The organism is Pseudomonas sp. p106 (assembly GCF_003936645.1).
GTDB classification, from domain to species: Bacteria; Pseudomonadota; Gammaproteobacteria; order Pseudomonadales; family Pseudomonadaceae; genus Aquipseudomonas; species Aquipseudomonas putida_E.
The window spans coordinates 20562-36599 of sequence record NZ_RHQR01000004.1 but is presented as its reverse complement, the minus strand read 5'-3'; the positions used below and the strand labels follow the sequence as shown (position 1 = coordinate 36599).

16 protein-coding genes and 1 riboswitch are annotated in these 16038 nt (G+C 61.7%); of the genes, 10 read left to right on the top strand and 6 right to left on the bottom strand.

The window, feature by feature from the left end:
* Positions 1-110 precede the first annotated feature (110 nt).
* The 3 genes from ligB to EGJ09_RS06430 all read left to right on the top strand — a co-directional run bounded on the left by ligB (position 111) and on the right by EGJ09_RS06430 (position 2864).
* Entirely contained in the window at positions 111-1814 is a 1704-nt protein-coding gene (gene ligB / locus EGJ09_RS06440; protein ID WP_125923471.1) for an NAD-dependent DNA ligase LigB, read from the top strand.
* A gap of 132 nt (positions 1815-1946) precedes the next feature.
* On the top strand, positions 1947-2342 hold the full coding sequence (locus EGJ09_RS06435; RefSeq protein WP_125923470.1) for a DUF1090 domain-containing protein: 396 nt from the start codon (positions 1947-1949) through the stop codon (positions 2340-2342).
* Between the two features lie 126 nt (positions 2343-2468).
* Entirely contained in the window at positions 2469-2864 is a 396-nt protein-coding gene (locus EGJ09_RS06430) for a DUF1090 domain-containing protein (protein WP_039601823.1), read from the top strand.
* A gap of 56 nt (positions 2865-2920) precedes the next feature.
* Here the strand turns inward: EGJ09_RS06430 and EGJ09_RS06425 are convergent, their stop codons facing one another.
* Entirely contained in the window at positions 2921-3367 is a 447-nt protein-coding gene (locus EGJ09_RS06425; protein WP_115273428.1) for a cytochrome c, read from the bottom strand.
* A gap of 115 nt (positions 3368-3482) precedes the next feature.
* Here EGJ09_RS06425 and EGJ09_RS06420 point away from each other — a divergent pair, with 115 nt between their 5' ends.
* The gene (locus EGJ09_RS06420; RefSeq protein ID WP_046785041.1) at positions 3483-4634 is read left to right on the top strand and encodes a murein transglycosylase A; all 1152 of its coding nucleotides are present in this window, start codon (positions 3483-3485) and stop codon (positions 4632-4634) included.
* A gap of 49 nt (positions 4635-4683) precedes the next feature.
* On the opposite strand, the gene EGJ09_RS06415 is transcribed toward EGJ09_RS06420, so the two are convergent.
* Positions 4684-5070, bottom strand: coding sequence for an MAPEG family protein (locus tag EGJ09_RS06415; RefSeq protein WP_012312435.1), 387 nt, complete (start codon positions 5068-5070; stop codon positions 4684-4686).
* Between the two features lie 25 nt (positions 5071-5095).
* Positions 5096-5929 (bottom strand): EamA family transporter, encoded by an 834-nt coding sequence (locus EGJ09_RS06410; protein WP_125923469.1) that lies wholly within the window; start codon positions 5927-5929, stop codon positions 5096-5098.
* 202 nt (positions 5930-6131) lie between these two features.
* Between EGJ09_RS06410 and EGJ09_RS06405 the strand changes: the two genes are divergently transcribed.
* Complete coding sequence (locus EGJ09_RS06405; RefSeq protein WP_115273426.1) at positions 6132-7367, top strand: sodium:proton antiporter; 1236 nt, start codon at positions 6132-6134, stop codon at positions 7365-7367.
* Positions 7368-7418: 51 nt separating this feature from the next.
* On the opposite strand, the gene EGJ09_RS06400 is transcribed toward EGJ09_RS06405, so the two are convergent.
* The gene (locus tag EGJ09_RS06400) at positions 7419-7820 is read right to left on the bottom strand and encodes an acyl-CoA thioesterase (protein ID WP_012312432.1); all 402 of its coding nucleotides are present in this window, start codon (positions 7818-7820) and stop codon (positions 7419-7421) included.
* Between the two features lie 179 nt (positions 7821-7999).
* Positions 8000-8096, top strand: a riboswitch (S-adenosyl-L-homocysteine riboswitch).
* Between the two features lie 20 nt (positions 8097-8116).
* Between EGJ09_RS06400 and ahcY the strand changes: the two genes are divergently transcribed.
* From ahcY to EGJ09_RS06375, 5 genes are all read left to right on the top strand, one after another.
* Positions 8117-9526 (top strand): adenosylhomocysteinase, encoded by a 1410-nt coding sequence (gene ahcY, locus EGJ09_RS06395; RefSeq protein ID WP_046785039.1) that lies wholly within the window; start codon positions 8117-8119, stop codon positions 9524-9526.
* A 165-nt stretch (positions 9527-9691) separates the two neighbouring features.
* Positions 9692-10537 carry a methylenetetrahydrofolate reductase [NAD(P)H] gene (gene metF, locus EGJ09_RS06390; RefSeq protein WP_115273425.1) on the top strand — a complete coding sequence of 282 codons (846 nt, stop codon included), beginning with the start codon at positions 9692-9694 and terminating at the stop codon, positions 10535-10537.
* Between the two features lie 94 nt (positions 10538-10631).
* On the top strand, positions 10632-11708 hold the full coding sequence (locus tag EGJ09_RS06385; protein ID WP_125923468.1) for a hypothetical protein: 1077 nt from the start codon (positions 10632-10634) through the stop codon (positions 11706-11708).
* A gap of 76 nt (positions 11709-11784) precedes the next feature.
* Positions 11785-12573 (top strand): ABC transporter substrate-binding protein, encoded by a 789-nt coding sequence (locus EGJ09_RS06380; protein ID WP_119688159.1) that lies wholly within the window; start codon positions 11785-11787, stop codon positions 12571-12573.
* 216 nt (positions 12574-12789) lie between these two features.
* Positions 12790-14700, top strand: coding sequence for a DEAD/DEAH box helicase (locus EGJ09_RS06375; protein WP_046785035.1), 1911 nt, complete (start codon positions 12790-12792; stop codon positions 14698-14700).
* A 60-nt stretch (positions 14701-14760) separates the two neighbouring features.
* On the opposite strand, the gene EGJ09_RS06370 is transcribed toward EGJ09_RS06375, so the two are convergent.
* Together EGJ09_RS06370 and EGJ09_RS06365 are read right to left on the bottom strand one after the other, a co-directional pair.
* The gene (locus EGJ09_RS06370; RefSeq protein WP_012312426.1) at positions 14761-15339 is read right to left on the bottom strand and encodes a YceI family protein; all 579 of its coding nucleotides are present in this window, start codon (positions 15337-15339) and stop codon (positions 14761-14763) included.
* 31 nt (positions 15340-15370) lie between these two features.
* On the bottom strand, positions 15371-15922 hold the full coding sequence (locus EGJ09_RS06365) for a cytochrome b (protein ID WP_046785034.1): 552 nt from the start codon (positions 15920-15922) through the stop codon (positions 15371-15373).
* Positions 15923-16038 lie beyond the last annotated feature (116 nt).

Genomic DNA, 16038 nt, shown 5'->3' with positions numbered 1-16038 from the left:
TAGTTTCCATGGTATCGCCCCTCGACACATCACCTGACAACTGAACCCGCCAACCTCCCCCACGCTTGCCTAGCCTGAACACTCCACTCCGCCACGCAAGGATGCTGGCCATGTCACCTTTCCTGCGCCTCGCCGCCCTGTTGCTGCTCCACACATCCATCGCCCAAGCCGGCCACTGTCCAGACTGGGATGCCAAGCAAGCCAGAACCGAAGTTGCACAACTGCGCACCACCCTGGCCAACTGGGACGACCATTACCACCGCCAGGGTATAGCGCTCGTAGCCGATGAGCTCTACGACCAGGCCCGACACCACCTGCTACACCTGCAACAGTGCTTTGGCCTGGAACCCACAGGCCCAAGCCCACTGGCCAGCGCACGCGGCCCAATTGCCCACCCCGTTGCCCACACTGGCGTCGAGAAACTCCCTGACGCAGCTGGCGTTGCACGCTGGATGACCGGCAAGAAGGGCGTGTGGGTGCAACCGAAAGTCGACGGAGTGGCGGTCTCGCTGGTCTATCGCCAAGGCCGGCTGGTACAGCTGCTCAGCCGCGGTGATGGCCGCCAAGGGCATGACTGGAGCCGCCACATCAAGGACCTCGACAGCATCACCCGGCAATTGCCTCAGCCGCTGGACGTCGTATTGCAAGGCGAGTTGTACCTACGCCTGCAAGCGCACGTGCAAGCTGAGGCAGGCAGCAGCAATGCGCGCGGTAGCGTGGCCGGGATGCTGGCGCGCAAGCAGCTTGGCCCGAAACTGGGCGCGAGCATCGGCCTGTTCGTCTGGGACTGGCCGCATGGGCCTGACAACCAGGGCGAGCGCCTCACACAACTTGCAGCCTGGGGGTTCCCCGACAGTCAGCGTTTCAGCACAGCTATCGACACCCCCGCGCAAGCTACCCACTGGCGCCTGCACTGGTATCGCTCACCGCTGCCCTTTGCCACCGACGGCGTGATTCTGCGCCAGGACAGCCGCCCGCCAGCCGCCCGCTGGCGGCCCAACGCCCCCTATTGGATCGCCGCGTGGAAATACCCCTTCGCCCAGGCGCTGGCAGAGGTGCGCGACGTACACTTTCTAATCGGCCGCACCGGCAGGGTGACGCCAGTGCTCAAGCTGCAGCCGGTCACCCTGGACGACCGCCGGATCAGCCAAGTCAGCCTCGGCTCCATGGCCCGCTGGCAAACCTTGGACATTCGCCCAGGCGACCGGGTGGCGATCAGCCTAGCCGGGCTGACCATTCCACGTTTCGAAAAGGTGGTCCACCGCGCTGTCGAGCGACAACCGCTGACGGTACCTGTACCTGGAAGATACGGTCCTCACAGTTGCTGGCAAGCCGGCGAGGGGTGTGAAGAGCAGTTCATCGCCCGCCTGGCCTGGCTCGGGGGCAAGCAAGGGCTGGCCATGCCAGGCGCCGGCCCGGGCACCTGGCGGCGGCTGGTGCAGGCGGGCCTGGTCAGATCGCTGACGGACTGGTTGGCGCTCGATGCCCAGCAACTGCAACAAGTGCCGGGCATCAGTGAAGTCAAAGCCATGCAGCTGCAACGCGGTTTCGACATCGCCCGCTCCAGGCCTTTCGCCCATTGGCTGAGGGGCCTTGGCGTGCCTGCCCACGGCAGCGTGCCTGAGCATGAGTACTGGCCGGCGCTTGCCAGCCGTTCCCCCAGCGAATGGCAAGCCTTGCCCGGCATAGGTGAAACACGCGCCAGGCAGCTGGCAGACTTCTTCGCCCAGGGAGAAGTACAGCGCATTGCAACACATCTGGGGAACAATGGCGTCGACGGTTTTCACATGGCTGAAGAGGCCAAATCCCACTAGCGAATGCGCAACGACCTGTAAGGGGATTTCCGAATCTGAGCCTGGAAAAACCTGCCAAGGGTTTATAAATCGGTAAAACCAAGGCAGGATTTCCCCACTTTCTGCTGCCCCGCCCCGTCCAAGAGGCTTTTCATGAAACGTATTTCCACCCTTTTCGTGCTGGCAACGCTGGCTTTTTCAGCTAACGCCGCCCAGCCCGCCAAAGAACAACCCGCGCTCACCGGCTGCGCAGCCAAGCGCCAAGCGATTGTTGAACAGATCGAACAGGCCAAGGCCCACAACAACAGCAACCAACAGGCCGGGCTGGAAAAAGCGCTGAGCGAGGTCGATGCGAACTGCACCGACGCCGGCTTGCGCAAAGAGCGCGAACAGAAGGTGCTCGAGGCACGCCACGAGGTCAACCAGCGCACCAAGGACCTGGACAAGGCCATGAAGAAGGGCGACCCGGAGCGCATCAACAAGCGCAAAGACAAACTTGCCGAGGCGAAAAAGGAGTTACAGGAAGCTGTCGAAGACCTGGAGCGTTGACAGCAAGTTCCTACTCCTCTTGGCTTGTAGGACTTTTCTGAAGTTACCCACTGAAGGGTTCACTTGGTCTTAGGGAAGGGGCACCATCGCAGCGCTACTGCCATATGCCCCTACAAGGAGGCTTCCATGAAAGTTGTTTCTTCCGTAGTCATGCTGGCTGTTCTCGGTTTGAGCGCATCCGCCGCCCAAGCAGCTCAGCCCACGCCTGGCTTGACCGGTTGCGCAGCCAAACGCAGCGCCATCGAAAACCAGCTGCAATATGCCAGGGCGCACAATAATTCGGGTGAGATCCGCGGCCTGGAGAAGGCCCTGCAGGAGAACACCGAGCACTGCACCGATGCCGGCTTGAAAGAAGAGCGTGAACAAAAAGTGCGCGAAGCCGAAGCAGAAGTCCAAGAGCGGGAAGCAGACCTGAAGCAGGCGCAGGCAAAAGGCGAAGCGAGCAAAATTGCCAAGCGCGAAAAGAAACTGGCCGAATCCAAAGCAGAACTCGAAGACGCCAAAGCCGAATTGACCAAGTAATCTGAGCCTTCAGTCACGCGCGCCAGCCAGCAGTCCGCAAACTATTGGCTGGCGCATCAATGATTACGAAACTCTGTATGGCAGGCCTTGCAGGCTGCCTCGACCTTGTCCATAGGTGCCTTGAGCATCGCCGCATCCAGCGGCTGCTTGCGTGTCACCGCCAGCAACTCGCCTGTCACCCCTTCCAACGCTTGCGCCAAGTCATGAAAGCGCGCCTGACGCTCCCAGACCTCGGGCCGCGCACTGCTGTCGCCATCATCCTTTACCTGCGGAAAATGCTGCCAGGGCGCATGGGCCAGGCTATCGAGTTTCACCGCACCCTCGGAAAACTTAGCCCCATCGAACGGCAACCGCCCGCGCAGCATGCCACCCATGTCCTCGCTGGTCTTGAGCATCTGTTTGAAGATCGCCTTGCGCTGCCCCAAGGGTGAGTTAGGATCGACACGGTCGCAGGCCACCAGGGACAGGCTGATCAGCAGTATGGCGGTGAAACATTTGAACATCACAGTCACATTGGCAGAGGAAAGGGCCACCAGTATCCTCGCCTGCCATGCAAAGACCAATACCCTTACGAACACTATGGGCAGCCATCCGCTGCTGCCCTCCAAGGATTCAACCATGAAATCTGCTCTGCGCCATCTCGCCTGGGCGCTGCCGGCCCTGGCCTTGCTGGCCGGCTGCAACGGCGGCGAAAACGCCAAGCCCGAACCCCACGCCGTCGCTACTTACACCCCTGCGGCTTGGGCCGACCTGCCCAGCGTCAGCGACAGCGACCTGGTCGCGGGTTTCAACGCCTGGCGCACTGGCTGTGAAAAGCTCAAGCGTGATCCGGTGTGGGCCGCCACGTGCGAAGCAGCACAGCCGATTGCCCTGGAGGCGCCCCAGGTGCGCACGTTCCTGCAAGCGCAATTGCAGGTCTATGGCCTGCGCTCGGCCGAGAACAACGCCAATGGCCTGATCACCGGCTACTACGAACCGGTCTACCCCGGCAGCCTGACACGCACCGAAGCGGCCAATGTACCGGTGTATGGCATCCCCGATGACATGATCGTGGTCGACCTGGCCAGCGTTTACCCGGAACTGAAGGGCAAGCGCCTGCGAGGCCGCCTCGACGGCCGCGTGCTCAAGCCCTATGACACCGCCGAGGTGATCTACCGGGACGGCGTGAAGGCCCCGGTACTGGCGTGGTTGACCGACCCGATGGACCTGCAGTTTCTGCAGATCCAGGGCTCTGGCCGGGTAAAGCTGGAAGATGGCCGTCAATTGCGCTTGGGCTACGCCGACCAGAACGGCCACCCGTACCGGCCGATAGGTCGCTGGCTGATCGAGCAGGGCCAGTTGAAGAAGGAAGACGTGAGCATGGGCGCCATTCATGCCTGGGCTCAGGCCAATCCGCAGCGTGTGCCTGAATTGCTGGCGAGCAACCCCAGCTATGTATTCTTCAGCACCCGCCCTGACAGCAACGAAGGCCCGCGCGGCTCGCTGAATGTGCCGCTTACCGCAGGCTACAGCGTGGCCATCGATCGCAAGGTCATTCCATTGGGCAGCCTGCTTTGGCTGTCCACCACGCGCCCGGACGGCACACCGGTGGTTCGGCCGGTGGGCGCTCAGGATACCGGTGGCGCGATTACCGGCGAAGTGCGTGCGGACCTGTTCTGGGGCACCGGGCCTGAGGCCGGCGAACTGGCGGGGAACATGAAGCAACAGGGGCAGATCTGGATGCTATGGCCAAAGGGCAAGCCACTGCCTGAAGTACCCAAAGTCCTTTGACTGGCTGCTGCCCTCCTCGCGGCTCACACGCGAGGAGGGCAGCCAGGCTTCAGGCCGAAACGACGAAGAACGACACGATCAGGGCCACCCCGGCGAACCACACCAGCGAGCGCAAAGCCGCCCAGTCCGCCAGATAGCAGATGATGTAAAGCAGCCGACTGGTGATGTACAAGACCCCCAGCACGTCCTGCGTCACCTGCTCGGCATTGCCCACGATATCGGCCACCAGCACCGCCGCGGCAAATGCCGGAAACGCTTCATAGCTGTTCTGCTGGGCGGCATGGGCACGCCGTGGCAGGCCCGATAATGTGTCGAGGAAGGCGCGTGGGTCGTGATTGTCCTTCAAGCCGAAACGGCCACTGCTCACCTTGGCGATCAAGGCGCACAGCGGCGGCAGGAACAATGCGATCAGGATGCACCACAGGGCAACGGTCATGGACAGGACTCCTTCAGTCGTTAGGTTAGAGCTTCATCACCAGCATGCCTGCCAGTACCAGCCCGCAAGCTAGGAGTCTCGGGCCGCCAAAAGGTTCTTTGAGGTAGCGCATGCCCAGCAGTACCACCAGGATGACGCTCAGCTCGCGCAAGGCCGCCGCCTCGGCCACCGAACCCAGATGCATGGCCCACAATACCAGCGCGTAGCTGAACAACACGCAAAAGCCCACTGCCAACCCCAAGCGCCACTGGGTGCGCCAGAACAGCACGAACGGCCCCCGCCGTGCCACACCGGCAAGCAATGGAAAAGGCCAGGCGCTGAGCAGGGTCAGCCATACCAGGTAGTCCCAGGGCTTGCCCCACAACCGCACGGCCTGCCCGTCGAACCAGGTGTAGCAACCGATGCACAGGCCGATCAGCGCCACCACTGGCAGCATCGACCAGGGCAGGCGCTCACCCCCACCTCCCTGCCACAGCAGGCACGCCATGCCACACGGGATCAGCAATATGCCGATGATTTGCTGCTGGCTGAGCGACTCGCCGGCGAACGCCAGGGTCAGCCCCAGCACCACCAGCGGTGACAAGCCACGCATCAGAGGATAGACCAGCCCCAGATCGCCTACCCGATATGCCTGGATCAGCAGGAATCGGTACAATTGCTCGGCCAATGCCGAGGCGATCAGCCAAGGCCAGATCTCGGCAGGCGGCAGGTCCACGAAGGCCACTGCGAGCACGGCAAAGGCCAGGGCTACCGAGTCCATGCTGGCGATCACCAGCAAGCGCTCGCCACTGAATTTGATCAGGGTGTTCCAGGTCGCGTGCAGCAATGCCGCGATCAATACCAGGGAAGTTGCCAGCACGCCTTCAGGTCCTTGTGACGTTATCAGCCACTGAATATATAGCCTTGGTAGTGACAATGGGCGCGAGGCGGTTCTGCATCAAATGCGGAACGAAACCAGCCAGCCAGGTCAAAAACTGTGTCCCGAAACCCTCGCCAGATCATCAAAGAACTGCCCGAGCCATTCGGGTTACGACTTGGAAGCCATTGTTACAGGATTTGGGATGCTTGAATTAGTTGCTGCGTTTATCTGCCTCACAACACTCCTCACCTACGTCAATTACCGCTTTATCGGCCTGCCACCTGCCATCGGCGTGATGGTCACGGCACTGCTGTTCTCGCTGATGCTGCAGGGGCTTAGCCTGATCGGCTTCCCGGGCCTTGAAGAACGCGTCGAAGGGCTGATGAACCAGATCGACTTCAATGACCTGTTGATGCACTGGATGCTGGCGTTTCTGCTGTTCGCCGGCGCACTGCACGTCAACCTCACCGATCTGCGCAGCTACCGCTGGCCGATCGGGCTGCTGGCAACGCTCGGCGTGCTGATCGCCACCGTGGTGATCGGTTTTCTGTCGCACTGGGTCTTTGCGCTGTTCGGCTGGCAGGTGCCGCTGATCTACTGCCTGCTGTTCGGTGCACTGATCTCGCCCACCGACCCGATCGCTGTGCTGGGGGCCCTGCGGACCGCCAACGCCTCCAAGCCGCTGAAGACCACCATCGTCGGCGAGTCACTGTTCAACGACGGCACCGCCGTGGTGGTGTTCACCGTCCTGCTGGGCATCATTCAACTGGGTGAAACGCCAAGCATCACTGACACAGCGATCCTGTTCGCCCGCGAAGCCATTGGCGGGGCGGTGTTTGGCGGGCTGCTCGGTTACGCCACCTACCGCATGATCAAAAGCGTCGAGCAGTATCAGGTCGAGGTCATGCTGACCCTGGCGCTGGTCATCGGTGGTTCGGCGATGTGCTACGAGCTGCATGTCTCGGCACCGATCGCGATGGTCGTGGCCGGGCTGATCATCGGCAACCTGGGGCGCAACCTGGCGATGAACGACATGACCCGTCGCTACCTGGACGGTTTCTGGGAGTTGATCGACGACATGCTCAACGCCCTGCTCTTCGCCCTGATCGGCCTGGAGCTGTTGCTGCTGCCGTTCAACTGGCTGCACCTGGCGGCTGGCAGCGTGCTGGCGCTGGCGGTGCTGCTGTCGCGGCTGCTGACCGTGGCCCCGGCGATCGTGCTGTTGCGCCGCTGGCGCAGCGTGCCCAAAGGCACCGTGCGGGTACTGACCTGGGGCGGCCTGCGCGGTGGCGTTTCGGTAGCCCTGGCACTGTCGCTGCCATTGGGCGAGGAGCGTGACCTGCTGCTGTCGATCACCTACATCGTGGTGCTGTCGTCGATCCTGGTGCAGGGCTTGAGCATCGGGCGGGTGGTGCGCAAGGTCAGCGCACAACCGTGAAAACCCAGGGCCGTCTTGCCGGCGAAAGGGCTGCGAAGCAGCCCCATCACGTTATTCCACCGCGCTGTCCGGAAACTGGTCCTGAACATATTTGATCTCGGTGCGCCCGTGGGCCGCCGGCTGGCCATCCTCGCCCAGGTTGACGAAGACCATCTTGTCGACAGTCAGGATGCTCTTGCGGGTGATCTTGTTGCGCACTTCACACTTGAGGGTGATCGAGGTGCGGCCGAACTCGGTTGCGGTGATGCCCAGCTCGATGATGTCGCCCTGGCGCGAGGCACTGACGAAGTTGATCTCCGACATGTACTTGGTCACCACACGCTGGTTGCCCAGTTGGACGATGGCGTAGATCGCCGCCTCTTCGTCGATCCAGCGCAACAGGCTGCCGCCGAACAGTGTGCCGTTGGGGTTGAGGTCTTCGGGTTTTACCCATTTGCGGGTGTGAAAGTTCATCTGTACTCCTGACCTGCTTGGCTAACGTGCGGTAATGATGGCAGAGCGGCCGGCGCCGCTCCATTGATCATCGACTATCGTCGCTATTAATCGACAGAAAACCTTGGGCGATGACTCCCGCCAAGGCTATAATCTGCGCCGATTCACATGGCCACCCGCCGCGGTGCCATGCCCGCCACCTGTCCGAGGGGCGCTGCAGCAGGGTCATCCTGTCAGGCTCGGATGGGGCGTTGTCCGCTCCCGCGGACGCTCAACGCACAACGGCGCCCATTCGCACACTACGAATGGAGGCTCTCATGAGCGCTGTAAACACGCCTGCAGGTTTTACCGATTTCAAAGTCGCAGACATCTCCCTGGCCGCCTGGGGTCGTCGCGAAACCATCATCGCCGAATCGGAAATGCCTGCCCTGATGGGCCTGCGTCGCAAGTACCTCGCTGAGCAGCCGCTCAAGGGTGCGAAGATTCTGGGCTGCATCCACATGACCATCCAGACTGCCGTGCTGATCGAAACCCTGGTTGCCCTGGGTGCCGAAGTGCGCTGGTCGTCCTGCAACATCTTCTCCACTCAGGACCAGGCCGCAGCCTCCATCGCTGCCGCCGGTATCCCGGTGTTCGCCTGGAAAGGTGAAACCGAGGAAGAGTACGAGTGGTGCCTGGAGCAGACCATCCTCAAGGATGGCCAGCCATGGGACGCCAACATGATCCTCGACGACGGCGGTGACCTGACCGAGCTGCTGCACAAGAAGTACCCGGCCGTGCTGGACCGCGTCCACGGTGTCACCGAAGAAACCACCACCGGCGTGCATCGCCTGCTGGACATGCTGGCCAAAGGCGAGCTGAAGGTCCCGGCGATCAACGTCAACGACTCGGTCACCAAGAGCAAGAACGACAACAAATACGGCTGCCGTCACAGCCTGAACGACGCCATCAAGCGTGGTACCGACCACCTGCTGTCGGGCAAGCAGGCCCTGGTGATCGGCTACGGTGACGTGGGCAAGGGTTCTGCGCAGTCGCTGCGCCAGGAAGGCATGATCGTCAAGGTCACCGAAGTTGACCCGATCTGCGCCATGCAGGCGTGCATGGACGGCTTCGAGCTGGTCTCGCCGTTCATCGACGGTATCAACGACGGCACCGAAGCCAGCATCGACAAGGCCCTGCTGGGCAAGATCGACCTGATCGTCACCACCACCGGTAACGTCAACGTCTGCGACGCCAACATGCTCAAGGCCCTGAAGAAGCGCGCCGTGGTCTGCAACATCGGCCACTTCGACAACGAGATCGACACCGCCTTCATGCGCAAGCACTGGGCATGGGAAGAGGTCAAGCCGCAGGTCCACAAGATCCACCGTACCGGCGCTGGCGACTTCGATCCGCAGAACGATGACTACCTGATCCTGCTGGCCGAAGGCCGCCTGGTGAACCTGGGCAACGCCACCGGCCACCCAAGCCGCATCATGGACGGTTCGTTCGCCAACCAGGTACTGGCACAGATCTTCCTGTTCGAGCAGAAGTTCGCTGACCTTTCGGCCGAGAAGAAAGCCGAACGCCTGACCGTTGAAGTACTGCCCAAGAAGCTCGACGAAGAAGTGGCCCTGGAAATGGTCCGCGGCTTCGGCGGCGTGGTCACCAAGCTGACCCAGCAACAGGCCGACTACATCGGCGTGACTGTCGAAGGCCCGTTCAAGCCGCACGCCTACCGCTACTAAGCGGCAAGCTTGAAGCTGCAAGCGGCAAGAAAAGGCAGACCGTGCCCTTGCCGCTTGCAGCTTCAGCACCCACGATCTTGAACGATGCCAAGCCAGATCGGCCATCACCGATCTGGCTTTTACTTGCAGCTTGCCGCTTGAAGCTTGCTGCTTGAGGAACGAGTGATGTCACAAGAACGCCGCTACAGTTTCGAATTCTTCCCGACCAAGACCGACGCCGGTCATGAAAAGCTGATGGGTGTTGCCCGCCAGCTGGCTGGCTGCAACCCGGACTTCTTTTCCTGCACCTACGGTGCCGGTGGCTCCACCCGCGACCGCACGCTGAACACCGTGCTGCAGCTGGAAAGCGAAGTGAAGGTGCCTGCCGCCCCGCACCTGTCGTGCGTCGGCGACACCAAGGACGAGTTGCGCGCGCTGCTCGCCCAATACAAGGCTGCCGGCATCAAGCGCATCGTCGCCCTGCGCGGCGACCTGCCGTCGGGCATGGGCATGGCAAGTGGTGAACTGCGTTATGCCAGCGACCTGGTCGAGTTCATCCGCCAGGAAACCGCTGATCACTTCCACCTGGAAGTGGCCGCCTATCCGGAAATGCACCCGCAGGCACGCAACTTCGAAACCGACCTGGCCAACTTCGTGCACAAGGTCAAGGCCGGTGCCGACAGCGCCATCACCCAGTACTTCTTCAACGCCGACAGCTATTTCTACTTTGTCGAGCGCGCACAGAAGCTGGGCGTGGACATTCCTGTAGTGCCCGGCATCATGCCGATCACCAACTACAGCAAGCTGGCGCGCTTCTCCGACGCTTGCGGCGCCGAAATCCCGCGCTGGATCCGCAAGCAGCTGGAAGCTTATGCCGACGATACCGCCAGCATCCAGGCCTTCGGTGAAGAAGTCATCACCCGCATGTGCGAACAACTGCTGCAAGGCGGCGCACCGGGCCTGCATTTCTACACCTTGAACCAGGCAGAGGCGAGCCTGGCGATCTGGAACAACCTGAAGCTGCCTCGCTGAAATCATTTGGTAAAAACCTATTCAGAAATGCTTAAGGCTTTAGTCATAGACTAAGGCCTTATTTCATTTCCGGTTCAGACGGGTCTTGCCAGCCATGCAACATCTCACACCCCAGCGCCCTCAACTGGTTTACCTGGCCTTCGGCCCTGCCACCTATCATCAGGAGGCCTGCTTCAGCATCGTCAGCGCCCTGGCCCACCTGGGCACGGCTGCGGGCGAGGCAATGGATATACAGGTCTACACCGACAACCCCGAGCCCTACGGCAAGCTGCCGGTTACCGTTCATCTGCTCGATGAGGCAACGCGCAAGGCCTGGAACGAACCTCACGGCTACCATTTCCGCAGCAAGCACGTCGTGTTGCGCCAAGTCCTCCAGCAGCATTCGCAGGCCGTGCTGATCGACACCGACACATTCTTCCGCAAGTCGCCGCTGAACCTGTTCCAGCGGGTCAAAGCCGGCAGCCTGCTGTGCAACGCGATCGGCGGGCGCTACGGCGCAAATCAGCAGTGCCTGCTCTACCAGAACCTGCAGAACATCCTCCAGGCGCGGGGCTTGGCAGACGGCCAGATGCCTATGGTCAACTCCGGGGTGATTGGCCTGACCGCCGAAGATGCGGGGATACTGGACCACTCGATCGCGATGATGGACGAATTCCATCCACTGGTTCGCACGGCCTATACGCTGGAAGAGTTCTGCCTGGCGGTCGCCGCCTACCGTAAGCTGGCGCTGGCTGAATGCACCGATGTCATCCATCACTACTGGAGCCGCAAGGCTCAGTTCCGGGCCAAGATACAGGCCTGGCTGCGCAAGCACGCAGACCAGCCACTTAGCGCCGCCGCCTTGGCCGACGTGCTGTTGGTGAATGACCAGTTGCCGCGCCCGCCGACCTTGCAACGCCTGGGTTACAAGGCCATGAGCCTGACCCTGCCCAGCCGCGAGCGCCAGTTTGCCCGCGAACTGTTGTATGGCAGCTACCCCTACCCCAACGAATTTGACCGTGCCTGCGCACCCGCCTGGTGGGACAAGGCACTGCAGAATCTCAATGAGCGTTATGGCCCGATGGAGCCGGAGCAGTTACGCCAGTGCCTGCGCCACCCATGCCTGCGCCTCTCGCTCGGCGCCCAACGCAAGGAAATCGAAGCGCATCTGCTGCAGCCCGCACAGCGTTGAGCGTACTACTCCCGCGAAGGTGCTGCCTCAGCGCCTGCAACTGGCCTTACCCAAGCCGAGCGCGTAATCTCGCCTCATGCCGTTCATCGTCCGCTTCTTCTGCATCCTGCTGCTCGCCTGCCTGAGCCCCATGGCGCAGGCCGAACGCCTGCGCCTGGTTACCGATGACTGGGCGCCTTATGTGTACCAGCACAACGGCCAGCCCAAGGGCATAGATTACGAAGTTACCACTGAGGTGTTCAGGCGCCTGGGTGTCGAGCTGGAGTGGGAATTCATGCCTTGGAAGCGATGCCTGGCAATGATCGAACAGGGCCAGGCCGACGGGGTCATGGACATCTTCAAAGTGGACTCGCGCCAGGCATACATGGTCTACCCGCTGGAGCCCATGTCGGATGTCGAGTTCGTGCTGTATCAATCCAGCCGCCGTCGCCATGCCATAACCCGACTGAGCGACCTCACCGACCTGACTGTCGGCACCTCACCGGGCTATGCCTATGGAGCACAGTTCAACGATGCATCAGGCTTTCGGCGTGAAGCGGCGCCAAGCCACGAAGCCAATTTTGGCAAGCTGGTGCTCGGGCGCATCGATTTGCTGGTTACCGACCGCCTGGTCGGGCGCTACCTGCGCCGCCAACTCGGCCTGGAGCAACAGGTAGAGGAACTGCCACTGGTCATCAGCCGTCAAGCGCAATACCTGGGGCTGGCACGCAAACCTGGCCGCGATGCCTTGGCGCTGGCGTTTACCGAAGGGCTGCGGCTTTTCAAGCAGGAGCCCGCTTACCTAGCGATAATCGAACGCTATATCGGCAGCACTGACCACCTTCCTCACACCGTTGAGCAGCAGGAAAGCAGCACACAGCGATAGCTCTGTTATACTCGGGCCTTCCCGCCCGGCTCACGCCCGGACGCTCGGCCTCGCAACAGGCATCCCGATCGGCACCGACGCACCTTGCGTCCTAACTCCGTTTTCCGGATGTGCAGTGAAAGCCCAGCTGGACCGGACGCGATCGCATCTCACCGATGCCCGTCGCGCCAGGCAGAATATCCCTACGGGCCCAGCCCCCACAGAACAGGATTGCCCATGTCCTTTGCTTCCCTCGGTCTCTCCGAGGCACTTGTCCGCGCTATCGAGGCTGCGGGCTATACCCAGCCGACTCCGGTGCAACAGCGGGCGATTCCCGCCGTGTTGCAAGGCCGCGACCTGATGGTCGCCGCACAGACAGGTACTGGTAAAACCGGCGGTTTCGCCCTACCGATCCTTGAGCGCCTGTTCCCGGCAGGCCACCCGGACAAATCCCAGCGCCACGGCCCGCGCCAACCGCGCGTGCTGGTCCTGACCCCGACCCGCGAACTGGCGGCTCAGGTACACGACAGCTTCAAGGTTTACGCTCGCGACCTGCCGCTGGTCAGTGCCTGCATTTTCGGCGGCGTTGGCATGAACCCGCAAATCCAGGCCATTGCCAAGGGTGTCGACGTCCTGGTGGCCTGCCCGGGCCGTCTGCTCGACCTGGCAGGGCAAGGCCGCGTCGACCTGGCCCACGTGGAAATCCTGGTCCTGGACGAAGCCGACCGCATGCTCGACATGGGCTTCATCCACGACGTCAAGAAGGTCCTCGCCCGCCTGCCGGCCAAACGGCAGAACCTGCTGTTCTCGGCGACGTTCTCCAAAGACATCACCGACCTGGCCGACAAGCTCCTGCACAACCCTGAGCGCATCGAGGTCACCCCACCGAACACCACCGTCGAGCGTATCGAGCAGCGCGTCTACCGCCTGCCCGCCAGCCACAAGCGCGCGCTGCTGGCGCACCTGATCACGCTCGGCGCCTGGGAGCAGGTACTGGTATTCACCCGTACCAAGCACGGTGCCAACCGTCTGGCCGAGTACCTGGAAAAGCACGGCCTGAGCGCCGCGGCCATCCACGGCAACAAGAGCCAGAACGCTCGTACCAAGGCACTGGCCGACTTCAAGGCCAACAGCGTACGCGTACTGGTCGCCACCGACATTGCCGCCCGTGGCCTGGACATCGACCAACTGCCGCATGTGGTCAACTTCGAACTGCCCAATGTCGAAGAAGACTACGTTCACCGTATCGGCCGCACCGGCCGTGCCGGCCGCTCGGGCGAGGCCATTTCCCTGGTCGCGCCGGACGAAGAAAAACTGCTCAAGAGCATTGAGCGGGTCACCAGGCAGAAGATCGCCGATGGCGACCTGATGGGCTTCGACCCAAGCCAGGTGGAGGCCGAGAAGCCTGAGGTGCGTGAACGCCCGCAGAACAACGGTCGCGGCGGCCGCAATCAGCAGGCCCGTGGTGACGGTGGCAAAGATGGCAGTGGCGGCCGCAAGGACAAGGGCAAGGATAAAGGCAAGGCCAAGCAGCAGGCCGCCGACAAGCCTGCCGACAAGGAAAAGTCCGCCGACAAGCAGCAACAGCCGCGCAAGCCGCGTGACAAGAAGCCGCGCCAACAGCAAGCCAGCCAGAACACTGTACCTAAGGCACCGGCCGACCGTGCTCCGGATGAATTCCTGGACGACGAAATCGACAACTTCGGTAACCGTGCCGACTACGTCAGCCCCTACCAGAATGCCAAGAACCAGGGCCGCAACCGTCGCCCGGGTGCCAATGCCGGCGCTGGTCAAGGCCAGGCCAACCCTGGGCGCAGCAACAGTGGTGGCAGCAACAGTGGTGGTGGCCAAGGGCGTAACGGCGGCCAGCCGCGCAGCGCCAGTGGCGAGAAACGCCCGCCGCGCAACAACAAGGGAGGTGATGCGCGCCGCGATAGCAACGGTGGTGGCCGCAACCGTTCGGCCGGCCGTGATGACGCATCCCGTCAGGAGCCGGCAGTACGTAGCTCGCGAGAGCCGCAAAACCAGCCTGTGATCATCCGCAAGGAATCCAAGCTCGACCGTTTCCCAACGCCTGAGCAACTGGAAGACCTGCCAAGCCGCCCACGTGGTGAGCGGCCTGCGTTACTGACCCGCAAAGGCGGCTAACGCTACCGGCAAATAAAAACGCCGCCCCATGGGGCGGCGTTTTTATTGCTCAGGCAATGATCACTTCTGCTTCACACCTTCGACGCTGATGTCCAGGTCCAGGGTCTGCGAGGTTGCGCCAGGGCCCTTGATACCGAAGTCGTTCAGGTTCAGCGTGGTGGTAGCGTTGAAGCCAGCACGCTCACCGCCCCATGGGTCCTTGCCCTCACCGTTGAAGGTGGCCTTGAAGGTCACAGGCTTGGTCACACCATGCAGTGTCAGGTCACCGGTCACGTCTGCGGTCTTTTCGCCGGTCGATTTGACGGCAGTGGAAACGAATTTCGCTTCCGGGTACTTCTTCACGTCCAGGAAGTCAGCGCTGGCGATATGCTTGTCGCGCTCGGCGTGATTCGACCACAGGCTGGCGGTTTTCAGGTCGACGCTGATCTTGCTGGCTTCAGGCTTGGCGCTATCCCAAGTGAAGTTGCCGTCGAAGTCCTTGAAGGTACCGTGAATGAAGCTGTAGCCCAGGTGGCTGATTTTCCAGTCGACGAACGCGTGCTGGCCTTCCTTGTCGATCTTGTACTCGGCGGCCATGGCCTGACCAGCACTGAGCAGAGCGGTACCGAGCGCCAGAGCGGCAAAAGTCTTTTTCAACATCCTTTCAGTTCCTTGCAATTGAGGTTGAGAGTCAAGCTTTGCGGCCCAGCATGCGAACCAGGGTCGCGTCACGGTCGATGTAATGGTGCTTCAGGGCAGCCAGGGCATGCAGCGCGGCGAAAATCACCAGGCCCCACGCCAGCCACAAATGAATAACGCCGGCCAGGTCTGCCTGATCAGGCAGGTCACTGACAAGGGCAGGTACTTCAAACAAGCCAAATACCGGAATACCGACACCGTCGGCGGTAGAGATCAGGTAGCCGGCGATCATCACCGCGAACAGGCCTGTGTACAGCGCCAAATGCCCCAACCTGGCGGCCAGGCGGGTAAATGCCCCGTGGCTGGCAGGCGCCGGCGGCGGTGGGCTGATGAAGCGCCACAGCACACGCACAAGCATGACAGCCAGCAGCACCAGGCCGATGCTCTTGTGCAGGTCCGGGCCTGCCTTGCGCCAAGGGCTGTAATAATCGAGACCGACCATCCACAGACCAAGACCGAACAGGCCAAAGACCGCCAGCGCAACGCCCCAGTGCAGGAGGATGCTGACCACGCCATAGCGAGAGGGTGAATTGCGCAGTTGCATGATGCCGTGTTTCCCCGTGAAAGCTATGCACAGACTAACGCGTAACGTATCGAATAAAAGCACAAAAAATTGCTTTGGATTATCGATAAATCCGATAGTAATTGTCCGAGTTGGCT